Source organism: Geotalea daltonii FRC-32 (genome assembly GCF_000022265.1).
GTDB classification, from domain to species: domain Bacteria; phylum Desulfobacterota; class Desulfuromonadia; order Geobacterales; family Geobacteraceae; genus Geotalea; species Geotalea daltonii.
The window spans coordinates 1,824,082-1,842,603 of sequence record NC_011979.1; the positions used below are offsets into that span (position 1 = coordinate 1,824,082).

An 18,522-nucleotide genomic window follows, 5' to 3' on the forward strand; every position below is an offset into this window, starting at 1 on the left:
ATAACGCAAGAATGTTAATTACTATTCTATCAAATAGATAGGGTAATGTATTGATCTCCAAGAAGACAAAATACGGCTTGAAAGCGATGATTTACCTGGCAAAGGTCTATGACCAGGGGCCGGTACTGATTGCCGATTTGGCAAGGGAAGAGAAAATCCCGAAAAAATTTCTGGAGCTGATCCTGCTGACACTGAAAAACCATGGGGTATTACAGAGCAGGAAAGGGAAAGGGGGGGGCTATTACCTGGGCAAACTCCCAAAGGAGATCAGCCTCGGTAAACTGGTGCGAATCCTGGACGGCCCGTTGGCTCCCGTTCCTTGTGTCAGCGAGACCGCCTATGCAAAATGCGATGAATGTCTGGATGAGAGAACATGCGGTATCCGGCTGGTGATGAAGGATGTGCGGGATGCAATAGCGGAAATTCTGGACGGAACATCCCTGGCAGACGTGCTGGAACGAAGCGAGAAGGCAGAGCAGCTGGAAAAGGGCATTTTTACATATAGCATCTAAAATTTTTTTACTCATAAGACTATAAAATTGATAGAGATATAATATTATAAGTAGTAAATAAAGGAGGGCAATTCATGTTGACAACAATCAGTAGAGCCATTTTCTTTGCCGCTTTGGCAGTTGGCCTGCCGTTGGCGGCATTCGCACAGGTCAACCTTTTGAACGTTTCCTACGACCCGACCCGCGAGCTTTACCAGGATTTCAATAGCGCCTTTGCCAAGCAGTGGAAAAAACAAGCCAAGGAAGATGTTAGCTTCAAGCAGTCCCACGGGGGGTCCGGCAAACAGGCCCGGGCGGTTATCGATGGTCTGGATGCCGATGTGGTCACCCTGGCTCTGGCCTACGACATTGACGAGATCCATGACAGGGCGAAACTCATCCCACAGGCGTGGCAAAAACGGCTGCCCAACAACAGTTCACCCTACACCTCGACTATTGTTTTCCTGGTTCGCAAGGGTAATCCGAAGAAGATCAAGGACTGGAGCGATTTGGTGAAGCCAGGTGTGGCAGTTATCACCCCCAATCCCAAAACCTCTGGCGGTGCACGATGGAATTACCTGGCTGCCTGGGGGTATGCCTTGAAACAGAAGGGTGGAAATGAAGCCAAGGCAAAGGAATTTGTCACGAGGCTCTTCAAGAACGTGCCGGTCCTTGATTCGGGAGCGAGGGGCTCTACGACTACATTTGTCCAGCGCGGACTGGGAGATGTGCTCCTTGCCTGGGAAAACGAAGCGTTTCTGGCAGTGAACGAACTGGGCAAAGACAAATTCGAGATTGTCGTGCCATCTGTCAGCATCCTCGCCGAACCGCCGGTGACCGTGGTCGACAAGGTCGTTGACCGGAAGGGGACGCGCAAGGTGGCCGAGGCATATCTGAAGTATCTCTACACGCCGGAAGGGCAGGAGATCGCTGCCAGGCACTATTACCGGCCCAGGGACAAAAAGGTGGCGGCAAAATACGCCAAGACCTTCCCCAAGGTGAAGCTCTTTACCATCGATGGGCAGTTCGGCGGCTGGCGAAAGGCGCAGAAGGCGCACTTTGCCGATGGCGGTGTATTTGACCAGATCTACGCCAAGTAAAGAGTGAAGGGCGAGGAGTGAAGAGTGAGGAAGAGCCAACAACATAACGTGCTTCCTGGTTTTGGCCTGACGCTGGGTTATACGATCTTTTATCTCTGTCTGATCGTCTTGATCCCCTTGTCGGCCCTGGTCTTCAAGACTGCGACCATGTCCTGGGGCGATTTTGTCGCCGCCGTCACTGCGCCGCGGGTGGTGGCCTCTTACCGGGTAACCTTCGGCGCGGCGCTGCTGGCCGCTATCAGCAATGCCGTCTTCGGCGTGCTGGTGGCCTGGGTGCTGGTCCGTTACCGTTTTCCGGGGAAGAAGCTGGTGGATGCCCTCGTGGATCTTCCCTTTGCCCTGCCAACTGCCGTGGCCGGCATTACCCTGGCTTCGGTCTATGCCCCCAACGGCTGGATCGGCAAATGGCTTGAGCCCCACGGCATCAAGGTGGCTTACACGCCCCTGGGTATTCTGGTGGCGATGATCTTTATCGGCCTTCCATTTGTGGTGCGGACGGTGCAGCCGGTCCTGGAGGAACTGGAGGCGGAATTGGAGGAAGCTGCTGCCTGCCTGGGGGCCAACCGCTGGCAGACCTTCCGCCGGGTGCTGTTCCCGGTGATGCTTCCCTCAATTCTCACCGGCTTTGCCCTCTCCTTTGCCAGGGCGGTCGGCGAGTACGGCTCGATCATCTTCATCGCCGGCAACATGCCCATGGTATCGGAGATTACACCACTTCTGATCATCACCAAGCTGGAGCAGTACGATTATGCAGGGGCTACGGCTATCGCCTCGGTGATGCTTCTGGCCTCGTTCGTCATGCTCTTTGCCGTGAACCTGTTGCAGAAGTGGAGCAGACGGTTCGCCGGCAATTAGCAGGGAAACCTGAACCACGAATAACACGAATGAACGCGAATGGTGAGACGATAAGCCACGATGATCTTCTGGAGAGGAAGCAATGAATAGTACCGGGGTGCTGACAAATAATAGGGAACTGAGCAACAGAAATGAGCTGACCGAACCCGTGCTGGTGCGCTGGCTGCTGATTGCCGTGGCACTGGCATTTCTGGGCCTGTTCCTGGTGGTTCCCCTGGCGGCGGTCTTCAGCCAGGCCCTGGAGAAAGGGTTCGACGTCTATCTTGCTTCCCTGAAGGAGCAGGATGCCGTTGCCGCCATCAAACTGACCCTTGTCACTGCCTTGGTCAGCGTGCCGTTGAACCTGTTCTTCGGTGTTGTTGCCGCCTGGGCCATTGCCAAATTCGATTTCCCCGGCAAAAGCTTCCTCATCACCTTGATAGATCTCCCTTTTTCCGTGTCACCGGTTATATCAGGCCTCATCTACGTGCTGCTCTTCGGCCTGCAGGGGTGGCTGGGCCCGTGGCTCCAGGAGCACGACATCAAGATCATCTTTGCCGTGCCGGGTATCATTCTGGCTACCATTTTCGTCACCTTTCCCTTTGTGGCCCGTGAGTTGATTCCCCTCATGGAATCCCAGGGGAAAGACGAGGAGGAGGCAGCACTGGTATTGGGAGCGAGCGGCTGGCAAACCTTTTGGAGGGTTACCCTTCCCAATATCCGCTGGGGTATCCTTTACGGCGTCATTCTCTGTAATGCCAGGGCCATGGGGGAATTCGGCGCGGTATCCGTCGTTTCCGGCCACGTGCGCGGCTCCACCAATACCATTCCGCTGCATGTGGAGATTCTCTACAACGAGTACAATTATGTGGCCGCCTTTGCCGTGGCGTCACTTCTGGGGATGCTGGCAGTCGTCACACTGGTTGCCAAGAGTTTAGTCGAGTGGCGGATAAAGGCTGTGAAGAGGGACGGTGATTGGTGAAGAGGGACGGTGATTGGTGATTGGTGATTGGTGCCGGGTAAATAGTGACGTGAATTAAAGAAATGGGGCTAGATAGAGCATGAGCATTGAAGTCAGAAATATAACCAAGACCTTCGGCGGTTTTACCGCCCTCAAGGATGTCAGTGTCAATATCCCCACGGGAGAGCTGATCGCTCTCCTGGGTCCTTCCGGTTGCGGCAAGACCAGTCTTTTGCGGATCATTGCCGGTCTGGAAACGCCCGATGGGGGAAGTATCCATTTTAACGGCGCGGACACCACCAGGCACGAAGTACGCGAACGTAAAGTGGGTTTCGTGTTCCAGCACTACGCACTGTTCAAGCACATGACCGTCTTCGACAACATCGCCTTTGGGCTGCAGGTGAGGCCCCGCAAAACGCGGCCGACAAGGGAAGAGATCGCCGCCAAGGTTCACGAATTGATCCGGTTGGTGCAGCTGGAAGGAATGGCCCAGCGCTATCCGTCCCAGCTTTCCGGCGGGCAGCGGCAGCGGGTGGCCTTGGCCAGGGCGCTGGCCGTGGAGCCCCAGGTGCTGCTCCTGGATGAGCCCTTCGGCGCCCTGGATGCCCGGGTCAGGCAGGAACTGCGCCGCTGGCTGCGGCGGCTCCATGATGAGCTGCACATCACCAGCGTCTTCGTCACCCACGACCAGGAAGAGGCGCTGGAAGTGGCCGACCGGGTGGTGATCATGAATGCCGGCCAGGTGGAGCAGGCCGGCACCCCGGAAGAGGTTTATGATCATCCGGCTACCCCCTTTGTCTACAACTTCCTCGGCAACGTCAACCTTTTCCATGGCCGGGTAAACCAGGGGCAGGCCAAACTTGGGGAGATGGAGCTCTCCACCCCGGAACTGGCAGCGGTGCCGGACCGTCCTGCAGTGGGTTACGTGCGTCCCCATGACCTGGAGCTTGAGCGGAACTACTCGAACAGTTCCTCGGTGGAGGCTTCGATTCGTCACATCCATGCCGTCGGGCCGGTGGTACGGATAGAGCTGGAGCGGGGAGATACCTTCGAGATTCTGGAAGCGGAATTGACCAAGGACGTTTACCAGAAGCTGGCTCCCCAGGTGGGGGAGAAGGTCTTTGTCCGGCCGAGGAAATACCGGGTATTCGTCGATGACTACCAGATCTGATGCGGAGGCAACAACCGGGGGTAATATGCAGAACAATGGGGAGGGTTCGGGCAGACAGCTCTGGAGCATTGAACTGGAAGAGAAGGTCAAGGATTCATTGGCCAGCATTCGCTTCGGCACCCTCACCCTGATCATTCAGGACGGCAAGGTGATCCGGATGGATCGCAACGAAAAGATAAGGCTGACCCAATAACGATGGCGGGCGGAAGATTCTCCGCTAGGAGTCTGTCTGACTTAGGGGATCGTAGCGAGAGGATAGCAGGTCGAGGACAGATTTACGGAAATTTGAAGACGAATAGTGGACCTATTGGTCGAAAATTTCCGGGAATATGGACCGATCTGCTATTCTCGCAGCAGATTCATTCCTAAGTCCGACAGACTCCTAGGCATTGATAATCATAACCATTAGTTGACCAGGCTGACTGGAGGCTAAGTTAATCCCACGGGATAGCTTGGCCTTTTTTTTTCTCCGGGCTTTGAAAAACTACTGCGAGGCCGATCTGCGGCATTACCGCTCGCTCGGAAACTCAACGTACTTCGTGTACGTTTCGTCTCCTCGCTCATGAGGAGGCCGAAATGCAAGGCTCAAGTGACGTTTTTCAAGGCCCTGATATCTGCACGTTTTTTCCAGTTCCTTCAACTGAAGGATATTTCAATAAAAGGAGCGATAGCTATGGCGAAGCAAAGGTATCTGTTTACATCGGAATCGGTCACCGAAGGCCATCCGGACAAGCTGGCGGATCAGATTTCAGACTCGGTGCTGGATGCGATTCTGGAACAGGACCCCCTGGCGAGAGTTGCCTGTGAAACCAGCCTCAATACTGGATTAGCCCTGGTGACGGGAGAAATTACAACACTGGCACGGCCGGAGATAGCCAAAATCGTCCGCAACACCATCAGGGAGGTTGGCTATGATCATCCCGACTATGGCTTCGACGGGAAAACAGCCGCAGTCCTTGTTTCGGTGGATGAACAGTCGCCCGACATTGCCCAGGGAGTGAACCGGGCGCTGGAAGCACGCCGGAACGGTGATCATGACGGTTATCTGGACTCGGTTGGGGCAGGAGACCAGGGGATGGTGTTCGGTTTTGCCACCGATGAAACGCCGCAGTTTCTCCCCACCAGTATTGCCTTGGCCCATGGCCTTTCCCGCCGCCTGGCTGAAGCAAGGAAAAGCGGTGACATATCCTATCTACGCCCGGATGGCAAAAGCCAGGTGACGGTGGAATATGAAGGAGACCGGCCGGTGCGGGTGGATACTATCGTTATCTCGGCACAACACGCTCCCGAGGTTGAGCTTGAACAGATTCGCAAAGACATCATCGCCCAGGTGATCGAACCGGTCATACCTGATGGATTGCTGGACGACAAAACGAAGATCTATGTCAATCCCACCGGCCGTTTCGTCGTCGGCGGACCCCATGGCGATGCGGGGCTGACCGGCCGCAAGATTATTGTCGATACCTACGGCGGTTTTGCCCGGCATGGGGGGGGCGCCTTTTCGGGAAAAGATCCCACGAAAGTTGATCGTTCCGGCGCCTATGCGGCACGTTATGTGGCGAAGAATGTGGTTGCTGCAGGCCTTGCCAGGAGGTTGGAAGTTCAGATTGCATACGCAATCGGCGTGGCGCGGCCGGTTTCCATATTTGTCGACAGCTTCGGCACAAGTGAATTCACCAATAGCGAACTTGCCGAGCTGATAGCAGCCAACTTCGATCTGCGCCCAGCGGCAATCATAGAGCAGCTCGATCTGCGCCGCCCGATCTACCGGCAGACTGCCGCCTATGGTCACTTTGGCCGGACTGATCTGGATCTTCCCTGGGAACGAACTGACAAGGCTGAGCAGCTCAAGCAGGCGGTAATAAAACAGTGAATGGTGAATGGTGAAGAGTGAAGAGTGAAGAGTGAAGAGTGAAGAGTGAAGAGTGAAAGGAGAATTGTCATGTCCGTTGCTTTGAAACGAACATTCGAAAATGAACTGAGCCTGAACGAGGTGGTGGAAAAGTATCCCGATGTGCCGAGGCTGATTGCGCTGAAGATCGACGCGCAGAGGCGGGGAGTCCATTACACGGAGCGTGCCCTGGCCTCTATCGACGATACGGTGCAGATGCGCAGCCCTTACATCTTCGGCTCCCGGGACGGCGAGATCAAACCGCTGCCCGAATCGATCCTGCTCAGGGACGGAACCTCAATCCTCACCGATCCGACGCCCCTTGAGCAGAATCCCTATCTTGTCGACCTGGTGGACGGTCGCTTGGCGCTCGTTGATGGCGGGGAACCGGTCGAATTTGTGGAACTATGGCCGAAGCCGCTCTACTACGACAAAAAAACCAGTTCCGGCGTGCCAATGAGTCATATCGCCAGCGCCAGGCCGCAGCGGCTCAACATCTTCCAGTCAAGCTTCTGCCATTTCTGGGCGGAAAAACAGGAATGCCGCTTCTGCGACATTGTCAATCATACCAAACAACAGAAAGACGCCCTGGGAGTGCCGACCAGGTTGAAACCGGAAGACGTGTCGGAAACGGTGCGCGAGGCGCTCAAGGAGCCGGGTCGTTTCACCAGCATGTGCCTGACTGCCGGCTCAGTTCTCAAAGGTGAGGAGATCTTTGACCGGGAGGTGGACTACTACATCGAGACCCTTCAGGCCATCGGCGAGAATTTCACCACCAAGAAGTTTCCAAGTCAGTTGATCGCTTCAGCCTTCAATGAGAGGCAGTTGGCGCGCCTCTACGAGCAGACGGGACTTACCAGTTATACCAGCGATCTGGAGGTGCTGGGGGAAAAGATGTTTAATTGGATCTGCCCTGGCAAGGCTCAGTCGGTCGGCTATCGGGAGTGGCAACAGCGCCTGATCCGGGCTGTGGATATCTTCGGCCGGGGGAATGTTGGTACCGGTTTGGTGGGAGGGGTGGAACTGGCCAAGCCGAGCGGCTTTACCCGTGAAGACGACGCCTTGGCATCGACCCTGGCTGAAGCGGAATACCTGGCGGAGAATGGTGTGACGACCGTTTACATCGTTTGGGTGCCACGCCCCGGTTCCTATTTCCGCGATCAGCAAAATCCATCACTTGAATACTTCGTCCGGTTGGCCAGGGGACTCCACAACCTGCGGGTGAAATACAATTTAGGCGTCGATTTCGATGATTATCGCCGTTGCGGCAATCATCCGGACACGGATCTTTCACGGCTTCTTTAAAGGGAAAGGAGACAGATAATGGCTGTACAACTGACCAAGGAAATTATCGACCTGCTGAATAATCACGAGAGTACGAAGGTGTTGTCCACCCTGGATGGTGACGACTTTCCCCATGCAGCAGTGAAAGAGTCGCTGCTGGCAGGGGAAGACGGCAATATCCTTTATCTGGAGTTCCTGGAATCGTCCCGGACCAACAAAAATCTGGTGAGAAGCATCTGGTTCAATAAAAAAGTGGCGATAGCGGTGAAAGGTAAACAAGGCGAGAGCTATCAGATAAAGGGCATTCCCCTGAAAACGCACATTACCGGCCCGCTCTTCCAGGAGCACTATAACGCTGTCCGGGAAAAGCACGGCGACGTGGATTTGGCTGCGGTATGGGTTATCGAGCCGGAGGAGATCATCGACGAGAGCTTTGCCAAGCGCAAGGCCGAGGAAGACGCGGCGCATTCCGTCTTTTTGCATCTGGACAGGATCGCTCGCCGCGGCTGATGTGAGACTACTGACTGCTGCGGGGATGTCTGCGGTGTTGCCGCTCGTTTTTTTTGTTTGTGTCCTGCATCCCCGGGAAAGCCTCTAAAAGCTATCATTAAAAAGGAGAAGATCCATGAAAAAAGTTTTCAGTACATTGCTCGGTATATTAACCATCGCCGTCATGACAACAGGGCCGGCCGCGGCCGGGGAACTGCGGATCGCTACCCAGCCCATACCCCAGTATGCCCCAATCTTTATCGCCAAGCATAAAAAGTGGGTAGAGGAGGAGTTGGCCAAGGTGGGGGCAAAACCTGCTATCAAATGGTCTTCCTTTTCCGCCGGTCCACCCATCAATGAATCCTTTGCGGCAGGGCAGCAGGATGTCGGCTTCCTCGGCGATACCCCGGCCATTATCGGCAAATCGGCAGGCATCGACACCCGCATCATTGGCCTTACCTCCACTGGTCCCAAGGCTTTGGCTGTAGTCGTGCCTAGAAAATCAACCATCAAATCGGCAAGAGACCTGAAAGGGAAGAAAGTGGCGGTGGTCAAGGGTTCCTATGCACACCATCTGCTGGTGCTGGTCCTGCAGAAAGGGGGACTGACCATCAATGACATTGAATTGATCAACCTCTCCCAGGCAGACAGCACCACTGCATTGCTGAGCGGCAACATCGATGCGGCGGCGATCTGGGAGCCGGTGATTACCAAGCTGGAGAGCCAGGGGGCGGTACGGGTGTTGGCCGACGGTAGCGGCATTAAAAAGGGGCTGCTGGTGATCATCGCCACTGATAACCTGGTCAGCAAAAACCGAGAGCAGGTCAAGGCACTCCTCAAAGCCTATCAACGTGGCGCTAAATTCATCAAAACCAATCCCAGGGAGGCTGCCCGGTTGATAGCCAATGACGTAAACCTGACGCCTGAGCTTCTGCTCAAGGTCTTTCCCCGGTTCGACTTCAACCCGGCAATCCAGGCCGATGATATCGATGAGATCAAAAAGACCGAAGCATTCATGCGTAACGCCGGCTTGATCAAGAGTTCAGTCAATATCGGCAATTTTGTCGACCTGAGCCTTACCCGCGAGAGTGGCATTAGGTGATTTTATGGGAACTGCCGCGCTTGCATAGGAGAAATCGTCATGGCTTACGACACCAATCAGCGCTTGCTGAAGATTAAACACCTGCTCCAGTATTTATCACTGTCGGTAGCAATCCTGGTTGTATGGCAGGCGCTTTTCCAGTTGGGTTATATCAAGCCGATTATCCTGCCCCCTCCATCCCGGATCGCTCTGACCTTTCTGGATCTTTTGAAAAGTGGTGAGATGGCAAAGCATTTGGGGATCAGCGTTCTGCGGGTACTGGAAGGTTTCGGCATTGCCGCACTGCTGGGGCTGAGTCTCGGCATTGCCATCGGTCTTTCCCGGACTCTGGACCGACTGACCGATCTCGTCATTCAGGTGATAAAACCGATCCCCCCCATTGCCTGGATACCACTCGCCATACTCTGGTTCGGCATCGGTGAACAATCCAAGGTCTACATTATCTTTCTAGGGGCCTTCTTTCCCGTAATCATCAATACCATCGATGGCATCCGCCAGACCGATCATAAATTTGTCGAAGTAGCGAGAATTCTCGAAGTGCCACGGCGCAAGTTCATTGGGCAGATGGTCATTCCGGGGGCATTGCCGGCGATAATGACCGGTATCCGTATCGGCCTCATGGTGGCATGGATGTGCGTGGTGGCGGCCGAGTTGATAGCTGCCAGCAGCGGCATCGGTTATCTCATCATGGATGCACGGCAGTTGTCACAGTCGGACGTGGTACTGGTCGGCATGATTACCATCGGCGTCATCGGCAAGCTCATGGACAGTGTACTGAAGCGCCTGGAAAAGCGGCTTATCAGCTGGAGAATTTCATTCGCAGGAGATTGATCATGGCGATATCAGGATGCATAGGTGGCAGTCTTGTTGTGGAGAGGCTGAACAAAAGCTATCAGGTTCGTGGCAGCAAGGTTCCCGCGCTGCAGGACATAAACCTCGCCATAGGGGAGGGAGAATTCATCTGCATAGTAGGTGCGAGCGGCTGTGGCAAGAGTACCCTTTTGCGCATCATAGCCGGTTTGGAGAACGGGCATGACGGGGTGGTCAAACTTGGCGAAAAACCTATCGTCGGGCCGGGGCTCGACCGGGGAATGGTCTTCCAGGAGCACCGCCTCCTTCCCTGGCTGACGGTAGAACAGAATGTCTCTTTCGGTCTCAATGGCCGGCCCGCTGGTGAAGCAGAGCAGACGGTGCGGGAGCACCTGGAACTGGTGGGACTATCAGGCTTCGCCAAGGCACACCCACACCAGCTTTCAGGTGGAATGGCCCAGCGCGTTGCCATCGCCCGTGCCCTGGTCAACCAGCCGAAACTTCTCCTGCTTGACGAGCCGTTCGGCGCTTTGGATGCCCTCACCAAGATCCAGATGCAGCAGGAGATTCTCCGCATATGGGAAATGGAGCGGACTACCATGATCCTGGTGACCCATGATATCGATGAGGCGATCTACCTGGGGGACCGGGTAGTGATCATGTCCAGCCGCCCCGGTACGGTGAAAAGGATCATCCCGGTGGACTTGCCCAGGCCAAGGGATCGCAGCAGCTACGAATTCGTCCAGCTGCGCAAGGAGATCTATGCCGAGTTCTTTGCCGAAGCGGAGAAACCGTTTGTCTATGCCATTTAGCCCGACAGTAAAAGTCAAAGGAGAGCGATATTATGAAAATACTACTCATCAACCCGGCTTTTTACGACAACAAGGAATTCAGCAACCGTTTCGACGACTATATTGACTGGATCAAGGGGGGGAATCTATACGTTGCTCCCTTTGAGCCCCCCATTGGCCTGGCTTTTCTCACCGCTTATCTGAAGGAGCGTGGGCACGAAGTAACCCTTCTCGACATGCAGGGACTCCTCATGGACAGCGACAAACTGGCAGCGCAGATTGCCGCAGCCGGGCCTGACATTGTCGGTATCACCGCCATGACCCCCACCGTGCCCGAGGCTCTGCATGCTGCCCGAATTTCGAAAAAAATCGCGCCCATTGCCAAGGTGGTACTGGGTGGCGTTCATCCGACCCTCGACCCGGCCGGTGTCCTTGCCGATCCCCATGTGGATTTCGTTATTCGAGGCGAAGGGGAAGAGGCCTTCGCCGCTCTGGCGGAGGCGCTGGCTAACGGTTCCTCTCCCTACGACATCGACGGCATATCGTATTGTCAGGACGGCGAAGTGGTCATCAAGGACAAGGCTCGTGCCATAGCCGATCTGAACACGCTACCGATGCCGGATTATGAAGCGTTCCCCGTTGAGCGCTACATCGAACATAACCGCTATCTGCGCAGTGTGCGCGGTATTTCCATGATCGTCTCCCGCGGCTGCCCCTTTCAGTGCACCTTCTGTGCTGTCCACCAGACCATGGGGCGCAACTGGCGGATCAAATCGCCCCAGCGGGTCGTTGACGAACTGGTTGCCCTGAAGGAGCACCATCAGCTGGAGGGTGTCTGGTTCAAGGACAGTATCTTCAATCTTAACCGGGAATGGATAAAGGAGTTCTGCCGATTGATGATCGAGCAGAAGGTGGAGATCGCATGGCAGGCTCTTACCCGCATTGACCTCATTGACGAAGAGGAGTTGCAGCTTATGAAAAGAGCCGGCCTGACCCAGCTCGATCTGGGAATAGAGACCGGCTCTCCCAAAAACCTGGTGCGGTTGAAAAAAGGTATTACGGTGGAAAAGATCAATGAGAGGGTCCGGCTGGCCAAGCAGTACGTAAAGGTTTTCGGCTTTTTCATGATCGGCATTCCCGGTGAAGATGAAACGGATGTGCAGCAGACCTTTAATCTGGCCAAGGACCTGGACCTGGACCGCTGGACATGGAGTATCTACAGCCCCCTTCCCGGATCCACCCTCTATGAAGAGCTGATTGCAGAAGGGAAGATCGAGCCGTACCGTCTTGACTATCATCAGGTTCACTTCACCGAGGCTTACGCCGGGATTTGTGCAATTCCACCGGCCAGGCTCAAGGAGCTTTACCAGGAGATCAATGGATATTTTTATGGCAGAGCCGCATGATACTCCAGCGGCATCTGCAGGAAAGATGGATAATAGGTGAACCGGGGACCGGTGCACTCATTGATGAGGCCGAGGGCTGACGGGAGAATTTAGCGGGATGCACAACACAGCATTTTTTGTGGATTTTATCCTTGTTGAGGGGGGGATGTTAGATATTATTTAACTAAAGAAGGTTGCTATCCGGAATGCTGAGTGCCGGAGATACCATGAAGCTTATCCTGCTCATCGCTCTTGCCTCCATCATTGCTCTGGCCGATTGCTTCGCTGCCGATCAATCCATCTGTAATCCGGGCACCGAAATAAGCTACTTCCCCAATGGGGCGGTTCGTTCCTGCTTGCTGAGGGACTTTTACCCCATCGACGGCATCACCTGCAACCACCTGGAAAGAATCACCTTTCACGGCAACGGCAAGCTGCAGAGCTGTGTTTCAAGCGATGAAATCTTGGTTGGCAACGTGCCTTGCGCCAGATACGGCTGGATAAGTTTCTATCCCTCAGGCCGGCTTGAGAGATGTACCCTGAGAGTCGTCACGGAGATTGAAGGTAAACAATGCAATGAGCAGGAGGAGGTGAGCTTTCTGGAGAACGGGAAGCTTCTTTCCTGTTCATCGCCGCCAGGAACGATGCCTTTTTAAGAATTCTGTGAAATAAAAGGCAATCGCGACATCGTCCGTTCGCTCTGTCGCCACAGGTGCGGACCTTGCGGTGCCGTCCGCGTAATGGTGCACGATGCTGAATTGGCGGGGTTGCCTCCGTTCCTCATGGGGCGGGTGTCCGCTCGCCGCTGTAGCTCGTCACTCTCTCCCGATGCCACGACTGCCTTCCCCGAAAATGTCTGAAGAACCTTTTAACAGCCTGTCAGATTTGCCTGGTCGGTTCGTCGACGTAGAGGAGGTAATTTTTACGTAGCTGCAGAAAGTCAGCAATCTCTTCCGCCCAAAGGTGAGTGATTTCCTCCGGTGATTTCCCCTCTTCCACCGCCTGTCTTGCCAGGTTTGATCCGGCCATGTCTTCAAAGCCGTGGCGGAAGAAAGTCCTTCTCTCTGCAGGGGAAAGCCCGTCGTATAATTCCGAGACTACTGCAATGCCCACCTCCACCGGCTGGACTGCCAGGTAATCGTCTATTACCAACTCAACCCCGTCTACGGTTTTGTTCATCTGTTTCGGCAGGGATGATTTTCCGGGCAAAGAAAGGGGGGTGAACTGCACTGCGTCGAAATGTATACCGGCAAGCTCTTGCCGGTTAAGCTTTTTCGCCACGGCTGCCCTGTCCAGGCCTGGAATGCCGGCTAGGCGGAATGGCCTGTCAGTGCCTCGTCCTTCACTGGCGTTGGTTGCCTCCAGAAGGCCAATGCCCGGATAAAGGAGGGCGCTTTCAAAATCCGGAATATTGGGACTGGTCGGCAGCCAGGTCAGCCCCGTGTCCGGCCAGCGCATCCACCTCTGCCAGCCCTCCATCCTGACGACGATTATCTCCAGTTGGGCCAGCCCAGGCAGCATTCCAGCTCCCTTGATCATCAATGCCATTTCGCCGACTGTCATGCCATGGGCAACGGGGATGGGGTAAAAGGAAGTGAAAGTTGCCGGCAGCTCTTTCCTGACAAAGCCTGCCACATAATTGCCCCCCAGAGGGTTGGGCCGGTCGAGGACCATGAAGGGAATGCCTTTTTCCGCTGCGGCTTCCATCACCAGCCCCATGGTGGAGATGTAGGTATAGAACCGGACCCCCACATCCTGGATATCGAAGACCACCAGGTCGATATCCTTCAGGTCTTCCTGTTTCGGTTTCTTTGCCGAACCATAGAGACTCCTGACCGGAATGCCATCGCAGGTGCCGTTGCCGATATGGATGCCGTCTTCTGCCGTCCCTTTCAATCCGTGCTCGGGGGTGAAGACGACTGCCGGGGGAACCTGGGCCTTGATCATCAGGTCCATGAGATGGATGCCATCCACCACGGCGGTGTGATTGGTTACCAGGGCGAATTTCTTGCCGCGCAGAGGCGAAAAGTCTTCGCCAGCCAGTATCTGGGCGCCGGTTTTGACCGGTGCGGCAAACGAGAGGGAGGAAGCCCCGAGGAAGATAAGGAATGTCATGGCAATAACGCAGCGGAACACGTAAGCACCCTTTGTCCGGTAGAAGCCGCAACAGCTTAGCTGAAACGACATGCGACAACAACAAATTTTGCGTTTAAATTTTCTTATCGGCGGAGGGGCTTTTATCTTGAGTGTTACCGAGCGAAGAGAGCCAGCCACCAGGCGCCAAGGACAACTGCAGCACTGGTCATGGCAAGAAAGACATTGAGAAATTTCTGGGGCTGACCGAACCTGGCTGTGGAGAGCCCAGTGATAAAGCCCAGGGCTATGCCGGAGATAAAGCCGAAAAGATGTGCGCCCAGATCGGTGTTTTTCCCTTCCGTACCCAGGATGGCCAAAAGTGACAGGGCTGCGGCAACAGGTAGAATTCGGCGCCCCTGAAGGGCGTATGGGTGGTGGAGCATGTTGACTGCGGCAAGGATGCCGACGGCGCCGAAGACGGCGGTGGATGCACCTATGGAGCTATGCTGCGGCTGGTTGAGGTAAACGTTGGTCAGATTGCCGAGAATGCCCGACAGGAGGATCAGGCTCCAGGCCAATCCGGAGCCGAGCTGACGACAGAGCCAGATGGTAAAGATGCCGCCGATGGCCAGGTTGCCCAGAAGGTGCGCCGCGTCAGCATGTAGAGTGAGCGCCGTTACCAGCCTCCACCATTCGCCCGAGAGAATTCTGGCAGCATTGCCGCTGCCGAGAGCCTGCCAGTCGACGCTTGCATGGTTGGCGATGGCGATGTCCAGGCGGGTGATATTGTGAAATGTGGCCAGCAGTATCAGCACCGACAGTGTGCTGATGGCATTTTCCTTAAGGGGCGGTGCCTGGTGGTATATATGGGGCGGCCAGGCGTGGTTTTCCTTTTCGAAGAGGCGCAGTTCATCCCTGGCGGCAATGAGAAAATCGTCGGGTACCAGTATCAGCCAGCCATCTTCGCTTTTCTCGGTGCGGAACGGGATGCCGCGGGCTTCCAGCACCAGTGCCCAGAGGCGCACCCGTCGTTCCGGCAGGGGCGAATTTTCTCTCCATACCCCAAGTTCCGCAGGGATGCTCAGCCATTCGGATTGTTCAGCTTCCCGTTCCATGCCTGCCAGTATGGCAGATAGCCTGGCCCTCGTCCATCAGGAAACATATATCTTTCCCGTTGTCCCGGAAAGATTGCGGTAATGCCTGATGAGACAGCTGGTGGAGCTGTCATGACCTGTTGTGGTCGAGCCATTTTCCAGTTCCATCGCGATATTTCGCGCCTCCAGCTTTCCGACTTCCATCCCTTGCCGGTCCATTATCCCCCATTGGCCGACGACCTGCTGGGTGTAAACAGCATGTTCGTAGAGAGCCAGGAGCTCGCCGAATACTTCCGGCGTCAAATTTTCCGCAAGAATGGTATTGCTTGGATGATTCCCCTCCATGGGCAGGTATTGTTTCAGTGAATCGGGACACTTCCCCCCCTGGAATTCGCTTGCATGCCTGCCAAAGGCAAGGGACTTTGTCAATGCGAACATCTTTGCCATGAGTAGATTGCTGCTCCCTCCGTCAAGCTCTTCATCCCGGCAGAAGCCGATAAAGTCGCATGGGCACATGGTGCTGCCGTGAAGGATCTGCTGGCAGATGGCATGCTGCATGTTAGTTGCCTCCTTGCCATTCCTTTCATCAGGTTCCCCGATGGGCATTGCTTCCATGCTGCTGCCGCTGCAGGTAACAAGCCGGTTGACATATACCGGAAGATTGGACAGCCACCGGTGGTATGGCAGGAGCGCCATTTGCCTGCTGCCGTAGAAATTGCAGTACCAGACCCGCAGAAGTCCCATGGTTACCGGCAGATTGCGGTTTAACGGCGCAGTGCTGAAGTGCTGGTCCATGGAACGGATGCCGGCCAGCATGCGCTGGAAGATCCCTGTTCCCAATCCCACCATGGTTGGAAAATCCACCAGCCTGCTTCCCAGACTCCGGCTGGCAAAGATGTTTCCCGGATCGATGCCGAATTTTCTCGCTTCTTCCTCGTTGAGGGAAACGGCAGTAAAGTGGCGAGCTACAGCGCACTCATCTCTCATGGCTTTGAGAACCCAACGGCGGGCGGTATGGGCACAGACCATCGTTTTGCGGCAGGTGAATGTATCGGAAACAACATTGAAAAGGGTTTCCGCCGGATTGAGTTCATTGAGGATGCTACAGAAGTTCAGGTTGTTGGTCCTGGTAATGAAAATTGTCGCCACATCACCACGGATGAAGCCTTTCAATGCCTGATAAGCCATGGGCGGGCCGGGATCGCTTTCATTGACATTGATGTTGATGACCGTCTTGATGCGCATGCCGCTGTGACCGGTCCATTCGCCGTTCCAGATCCTGTTGGCAAGGTCAGTCATCCTGGCCGATTCCTCATCTTTCTGCAAAGCCTGTCGAAAGGCAGACTGGCAGCCTATTTCACCAAAGGCCATGAACCGTTCATCTATTTTTTCAGGCAATTTCCTTGCCCTGGCAAGTTCCAGGAGAAGTTCCATGGTTTTTGCCGTGATCAGGTTCTTTGAGTAGTCCAGGTAAAGACCCTTTTCCTCCATGCTGAAACGCTCGCCACGCTGGTGGTCTTCGGCGAAGAGCTGAAGGAGATGGGAGTTCTTCATCAGCTGGTGATGAACCTTAAGTGCCTGCAAGGGGATGTTCATCAGAGGTGTGTTCTCTGCGGTTGGCATTGGTTCTCCTTTTAATGTCGCGGTTGTATATGGAACCGATGGCTGCCATAGATATTAAACTATTCTAAGTGATAACGTGAATAAGGCAAACCCGCTCGGGAAAATTCTCAATTTTCCCAGCTGCTGAAACTTGATTAATCTGGTTGAAAGATGGCCTGTCAGACGCTATTATGTGGCCAACAAATAACAGGGTTTTACAGGAGCACCTATTGCATCCCTATCTCACCGGGAATATACCGGGCACGGGCGGAATATTCAAAGAGACACCGGAAGATTTCCTGGTTACGGAAATCCCCATCTACACCCCCTGCGGTGAAGGGGAGCATATCTATGCCGAGATCGAAAAGCGAGGTATCACCACTCTTGAAGCCATACGTCGTCTGGCAAAGGCGCTGGGCATAGGGGAGCGTGATGTCGGTTACGCCGGGATGAAAGATGCAAAAGGGATTACCCGCCAGACCATTTCATTGCCCAGGGTGGCGCCGGAGCAAGTGCTCGGGCTGGAACTGCCTGGGATTAAGGTCCTGTCGGCGGTACCGCACAGGAATAAACTGAAGGTCGGTCATTTGCGGGGCAACCGTTTCCGTATCCGAATAGGCGGCGTCGGTGCCGATGCTGCAACTATCGCCATTGCGGTACTGGACATCCTGGAGAAAAGGGGGGTGCCCAATTTTTTCGGTGAGCAGCGCTACGGCGCTCAGGGCAACTCCCATCTCATTGGTGGAGCAATATTGCGCAACGATTATCGTGGCGCAGTGGATGCCCTGATCGGAGAGCCGGACAAGGTAACGGACGAACGGTGGCGAAGGGCTATTGAGGCATTCAAAGCGGGAGATCTGGCGAAAAGCCTGGAGACCTTCCCCCCCCACTGCCGCACAGAGCGGGAACTGCTCCAGAAACTGGTCAAGCAGCCGGAGGCCCATGAAAAGGCTTTTCGTGCCGTTCATCCTCGCCTGAGAAAATTGTACCTGTCCGCCTTCCAGGCCGATCTGTTCGACCGGGTAGTGCAGCAACGCATGGACAGCCTGGACCAGGTTGTCCATGGAGATGTCGCTTTCAAGCATGATAACGGCGCATGCTTTCTGGTCACAGATGCAGCTGCCGAGGCACCAAGGGCAGCCGCCTTTGAAATTTCGGCCACCGGGCCCATGTTCGGCTGCCGTATGAAAGAGCCCGAAGGGGAGACACTGGCCATGGAGCGCCGATTGCTGGAGACGGAAGACTTGACCCTGCCAAGCTTTGACCTGGAAGGGGGCCTGCGTATGGAGGGAGAACGGCGCCCTCTGCGTGTGCCGATTGCAGAAATCGGAGTGGAGGCGGACGGGGCAGGACTTTTCCTGGAGTTTTCCCTGCCCAAAGGCTCCTATGCCACGACCGTGCTGCGAGAGGTTATGAAGTCATAAAAAACATCTGCAGCATG

The 18,522-nt window shown here is 55.0% G+C and carries 18 protein-coding genes; 15 read left to right on the forward strand and 3 right to left on the reverse strand.

From position 1 onward, the window contains the following. Positions 1-50 precede the first annotated feature (50 nt). The 14 genes from GEOB_RS08215 (at position 51) to GEOB_RS08275 (ending at position 12,965) form a co-directional block, all read left to right on the forward strand. Positions 51-512 (forward strand): RrF2 family transcriptional regulator, encoded by a 462-nt coding sequence (locus GEOB_RS08215; RefSeq protein ID WP_012646737.1) that lies wholly within the window; start codon positions 51-53, stop codon positions 510-512. A 74-nt stretch (positions 513-586) separates the two neighbouring features. Next, positions 587-1,591: a sulfate ABC transporter substrate-binding protein gene (locus GEOB_RS08220; protein WP_012646738.1), complete on the forward strand. Its 1,005-nt coding sequence runs from the start codon at positions 587-589 to the stop codon at positions 1,589-1,591. A 24-nt stretch (positions 1,592-1,615) separates the two neighbouring features. Beyond that, entirely contained in the window at positions 1,616-2,446 is an 831-nt protein-coding gene (gene cysT / locus GEOB_RS08225) for a sulfate ABC transporter permease subunit CysT (protein ID WP_012646739.1), read from the forward strand. A gap of 82 nt (positions 2,447-2,528) precedes the next feature. Next, positions 2,529-3,407: a sulfate ABC transporter permease subunit CysW gene (cysW, locus tag GEOB_RS08230; RefSeq protein ID WP_012646740.1), complete on the forward strand. Its 879-nt coding sequence runs from the start codon at positions 2,529-2,531 to the stop codon at positions 3,405-3,407. A gap of 79 nt (positions 3,408-3,486) precedes the next feature. Beyond that, a complete protein-coding gene (locus tag GEOB_RS08235) occupies positions 3,487-4,557 on the forward strand; it encodes a sulfate/molybdate ABC transporter ATP-binding protein (RefSeq protein WP_012646741.1) in 1,071 nt (356 codons plus the stop codon). Continuing rightward, positions 4,541-4,750 (forward strand): YezD family protein, encoded by a 210-nt coding sequence (locus GEOB_RS19740; RefSeq protein ID WP_230199035.1) that lies wholly within the window; start codon positions 4,541-4,543, stop codon positions 4,748-4,750. Before GEOB_RS08235 ends, GEOB_RS19740 begins: the two co-directional genes overlap by 17 nt. Positions 4,751-5,230: 480 nt before the next feature. After that, the gene (gene metK / locus GEOB_RS08240) at positions 5,231-6,430 is read left to right on the forward strand and encodes a methionine adenosyltransferase (protein WP_012646743.1); all 1,200 of its coding nucleotides are present in this window, start codon (positions 5,231-5,233) and stop codon (positions 6,428-6,430) included. Between the two features lie 69 nt (positions 6,431-6,499). Continuing rightward, entirely contained in the window at positions 6,500-7,753 is a 1,254-nt protein-coding gene (locus GEOB_RS08245) for a radical SAM protein (protein WP_012646744.1), read from the forward strand. Positions 7,754-7,771: 18 nt separating this feature from the next. Continuing rightward, positions 7,772-8,242 carry a hypothetical protein gene (locus GEOB_RS08250; RefSeq protein WP_012646745.1) on the forward strand — a complete coding sequence of 157 codons (471 nt, stop codon included), beginning with the start codon at positions 7,772-7,774 and terminating at the stop codon, positions 8,240-8,242. Positions 8,243-8,357: 115 nt separating this feature from the next. After that, positions 8,358-9,323 carry an aliphatic sulfonate ABC transporter substrate-binding protein gene (locus GEOB_RS08255; RefSeq protein ID WP_012646746.1) on the forward strand — a complete coding sequence of 322 codons (966 nt, stop codon included), beginning with the start codon at positions 8,358-8,360 and terminating at the stop codon, positions 9,321-9,323. Positions 9,324-9,362: 39 nt separating this feature from the next. Further along, complete coding sequence (locus tag GEOB_RS08260) at positions 9,363-10,154, forward strand: ABC transporter permease (protein ID WP_012646747.1); 792 nt, start codon at positions 9,363-9,365, stop codon at positions 10,152-10,154. Positions 10,155-10,156: 2 nt separating this feature from the next. Then, positions 10,157-10,945, forward strand: a complete 789-nt coding sequence (locus GEOB_RS08265; protein ID WP_012646748.1) for an ABC transporter ATP-binding protein — start codon at positions 10,157-10,159, stop codon at positions 10,943-10,945. Between the two features lie 32 nt (positions 10,946-10,977). After that, positions 10,978-12,330 carry a B12-binding domain-containing radical SAM protein gene (locus tag GEOB_RS08270; protein ID WP_012646749.1) on the forward strand — a complete coding sequence of 451 codons (1,353 nt, stop codon included), beginning with the start codon at positions 10,978-10,980 and terminating at the stop codon, positions 12,328-12,330. Positions 12,331-12,536: 206 nt separating this feature from the next. Then, the gene (locus tag GEOB_RS08275) at positions 12,537-12,965 is read left to right on the forward strand and encodes a toxin-antitoxin system YwqK family antitoxin (protein ID WP_012646750.1); all 429 of its coding nucleotides are present in this window, start codon (positions 12,537-12,539) and stop codon (positions 12,963-12,965) included. Between the two features lie 223 nt (positions 12,966-13,188). On the opposite strand, the gene GEOB_RS08280 is transcribed toward GEOB_RS08275, so the two are convergent. The 3 genes from GEOB_RS08280 to GEOB_RS08290 all read right to left on the reverse strand — a co-directional run bounded on the left by GEOB_RS08280 (position 13,189) and on the right by GEOB_RS08290 (position 17,102). Beyond that, entirely contained in the window at positions 13,189-14,445 is a 1,257-nt protein-coding gene (locus GEOB_RS08280; RefSeq protein ID WP_230199036.1) for an exo-beta-N-acetylmuramidase NamZ family protein, read from the reverse strand. A 113-nt stretch (positions 14,446-14,558) separates the two neighbouring features. Continuing rightward, positions 14,559-15,500 (reverse strand): rhomboid family intramembrane serine protease, encoded by a 942-nt coding sequence (locus GEOB_RS08285; protein WP_012646752.1) that lies wholly within the window; start codon positions 15,498-15,500, stop codon positions 14,559-14,561. A 36-nt stretch (positions 15,501-15,536) separates the two neighbouring features. Then, a complete protein-coding gene (locus tag GEOB_RS08290; protein ID WP_012646753.1) occupies positions 15,537-17,102 on the reverse strand; it encodes a glucose-6-phosphate isomerase in 1,566 nt (521 codons plus the stop codon). A gap of 170 nt (positions 17,103-17,272) precedes the next feature. On the opposite strand from GEOB_RS08290, the gene truD reads away from it, so the two are divergent. Beyond that, complete coding sequence (truD, locus tag GEOB_RS08295) at positions 17,273-18,505, forward strand: tRNA pseudouridine(13) synthase TruD (RefSeq protein ID WP_049764348.1); 1,233 nt, start codon at positions 17,273-17,275, stop codon at positions 18,503-18,505. The last annotated feature ends 17 nt before the right edge of the window (positions 18,506-18,522 follow it).

What these genes read in the sequence shown, in the direction of transcription:
- GEOB_RS08220 (WP_012646738.1), top strand. Translation starts at nt 587, where the DNA reads ATGTTGACAACAATCAGTAGAGCCATTTTCTTTGCCGCTTTGGCAGTT.
- cysW (WP_012646740.1), top strand. Translation starts at nt 2,529, where the DNA reads ATGAATAGTACCGGGGTGCTGACAAATAATAGGGAACTGAGCAACAGA.
- GEOB_RS08235 (WP_012646741.1), top strand. Translation starts at nt 3,487, where the DNA reads ATGAGCATTGAAGTCAGAAATATAACCAAGACCTTCGGCGGTTTTACC.
- GEOB_RS19740 (WP_230199035.1), top strand. Translation starts at nt 4,541, where the DNA reads ATGACTACCAGATCTGATGCGGAGGCAACAACCGGGGGTAATATGCAG.
- metK (WP_012646743.1), top strand. Translation starts at nt 5,231, where the DNA reads ATGGCGAAGCAAAGGTATCTGTTTACATCGGAATCGGTCACCGAAGGC.
- GEOB_RS08245 (WP_012646744.1), top strand. Translation starts at nt 6,500, where the DNA reads ATGTCCGTTGCTTTGAAACGAACATTCGAAAATGAACTGAGCCTGAAC.
- GEOB_RS08250 (WP_012646745.1), top strand. Translation starts at nt 7,772, where the DNA reads ATGGCTGTACAACTGACCAAGGAAATTATCGACCTGCTGAATAATCAC.
- GEOB_RS08255 (WP_012646746.1), top strand. Translation starts at nt 8,358, where the DNA reads ATGAAAAAAGTTTTCAGTACATTGCTCGGTATATTAACCATCGCCGTC.
- GEOB_RS08260 (WP_012646747.1), top strand. Translation starts at nt 9,363, where the DNA reads ATGGCTTACGACACCAATCAGCGCTTGCTGAAGATTAAACACCTGCTC.
- GEOB_RS08265 (WP_012646748.1), top strand. Translation starts at nt 10,157, where the DNA reads ATGGCGATATCAGGATGCATAGGTGGCAGTCTTGTTGTGGAGAGGCTG.
- GEOB_RS08270 (WP_012646749.1), top strand. Translation starts at nt 10,978, where the DNA reads ATGAAAATACTACTCATCAACCCGGCTTTTTACGACAACAAGGAATTC.
- GEOB_RS08275 (WP_012646750.1), top strand. Translation starts at nt 12,537, where the DNA reads ATGAAGCTTATCCTGCTCATCGCTCTTGCCTCCATCATTGCTCTGGCC.
- GEOB_RS08285 (WP_012646752.1), bottom strand. Translation starts at nt 15,500, where the DNA reads ATGGAACGGGAAGCTGAACAATCCGAATGGCTGAGCATCCCTGCGGAA.
- GEOB_RS08290 (WP_012646753.1), bottom strand. Translation starts at nt 17,102, where the DNA reads ATGCCAACCGCAGAGAACACACCTCTGATGAACATCCCCTTGCAGGCA.
- truD (WP_049764348.1), top strand. Translation starts at nt 17,273, where the DNA reads ATGTGGCCAACAAATAACAGGGTTTTACAGGAGCACCTATTGCATCCC.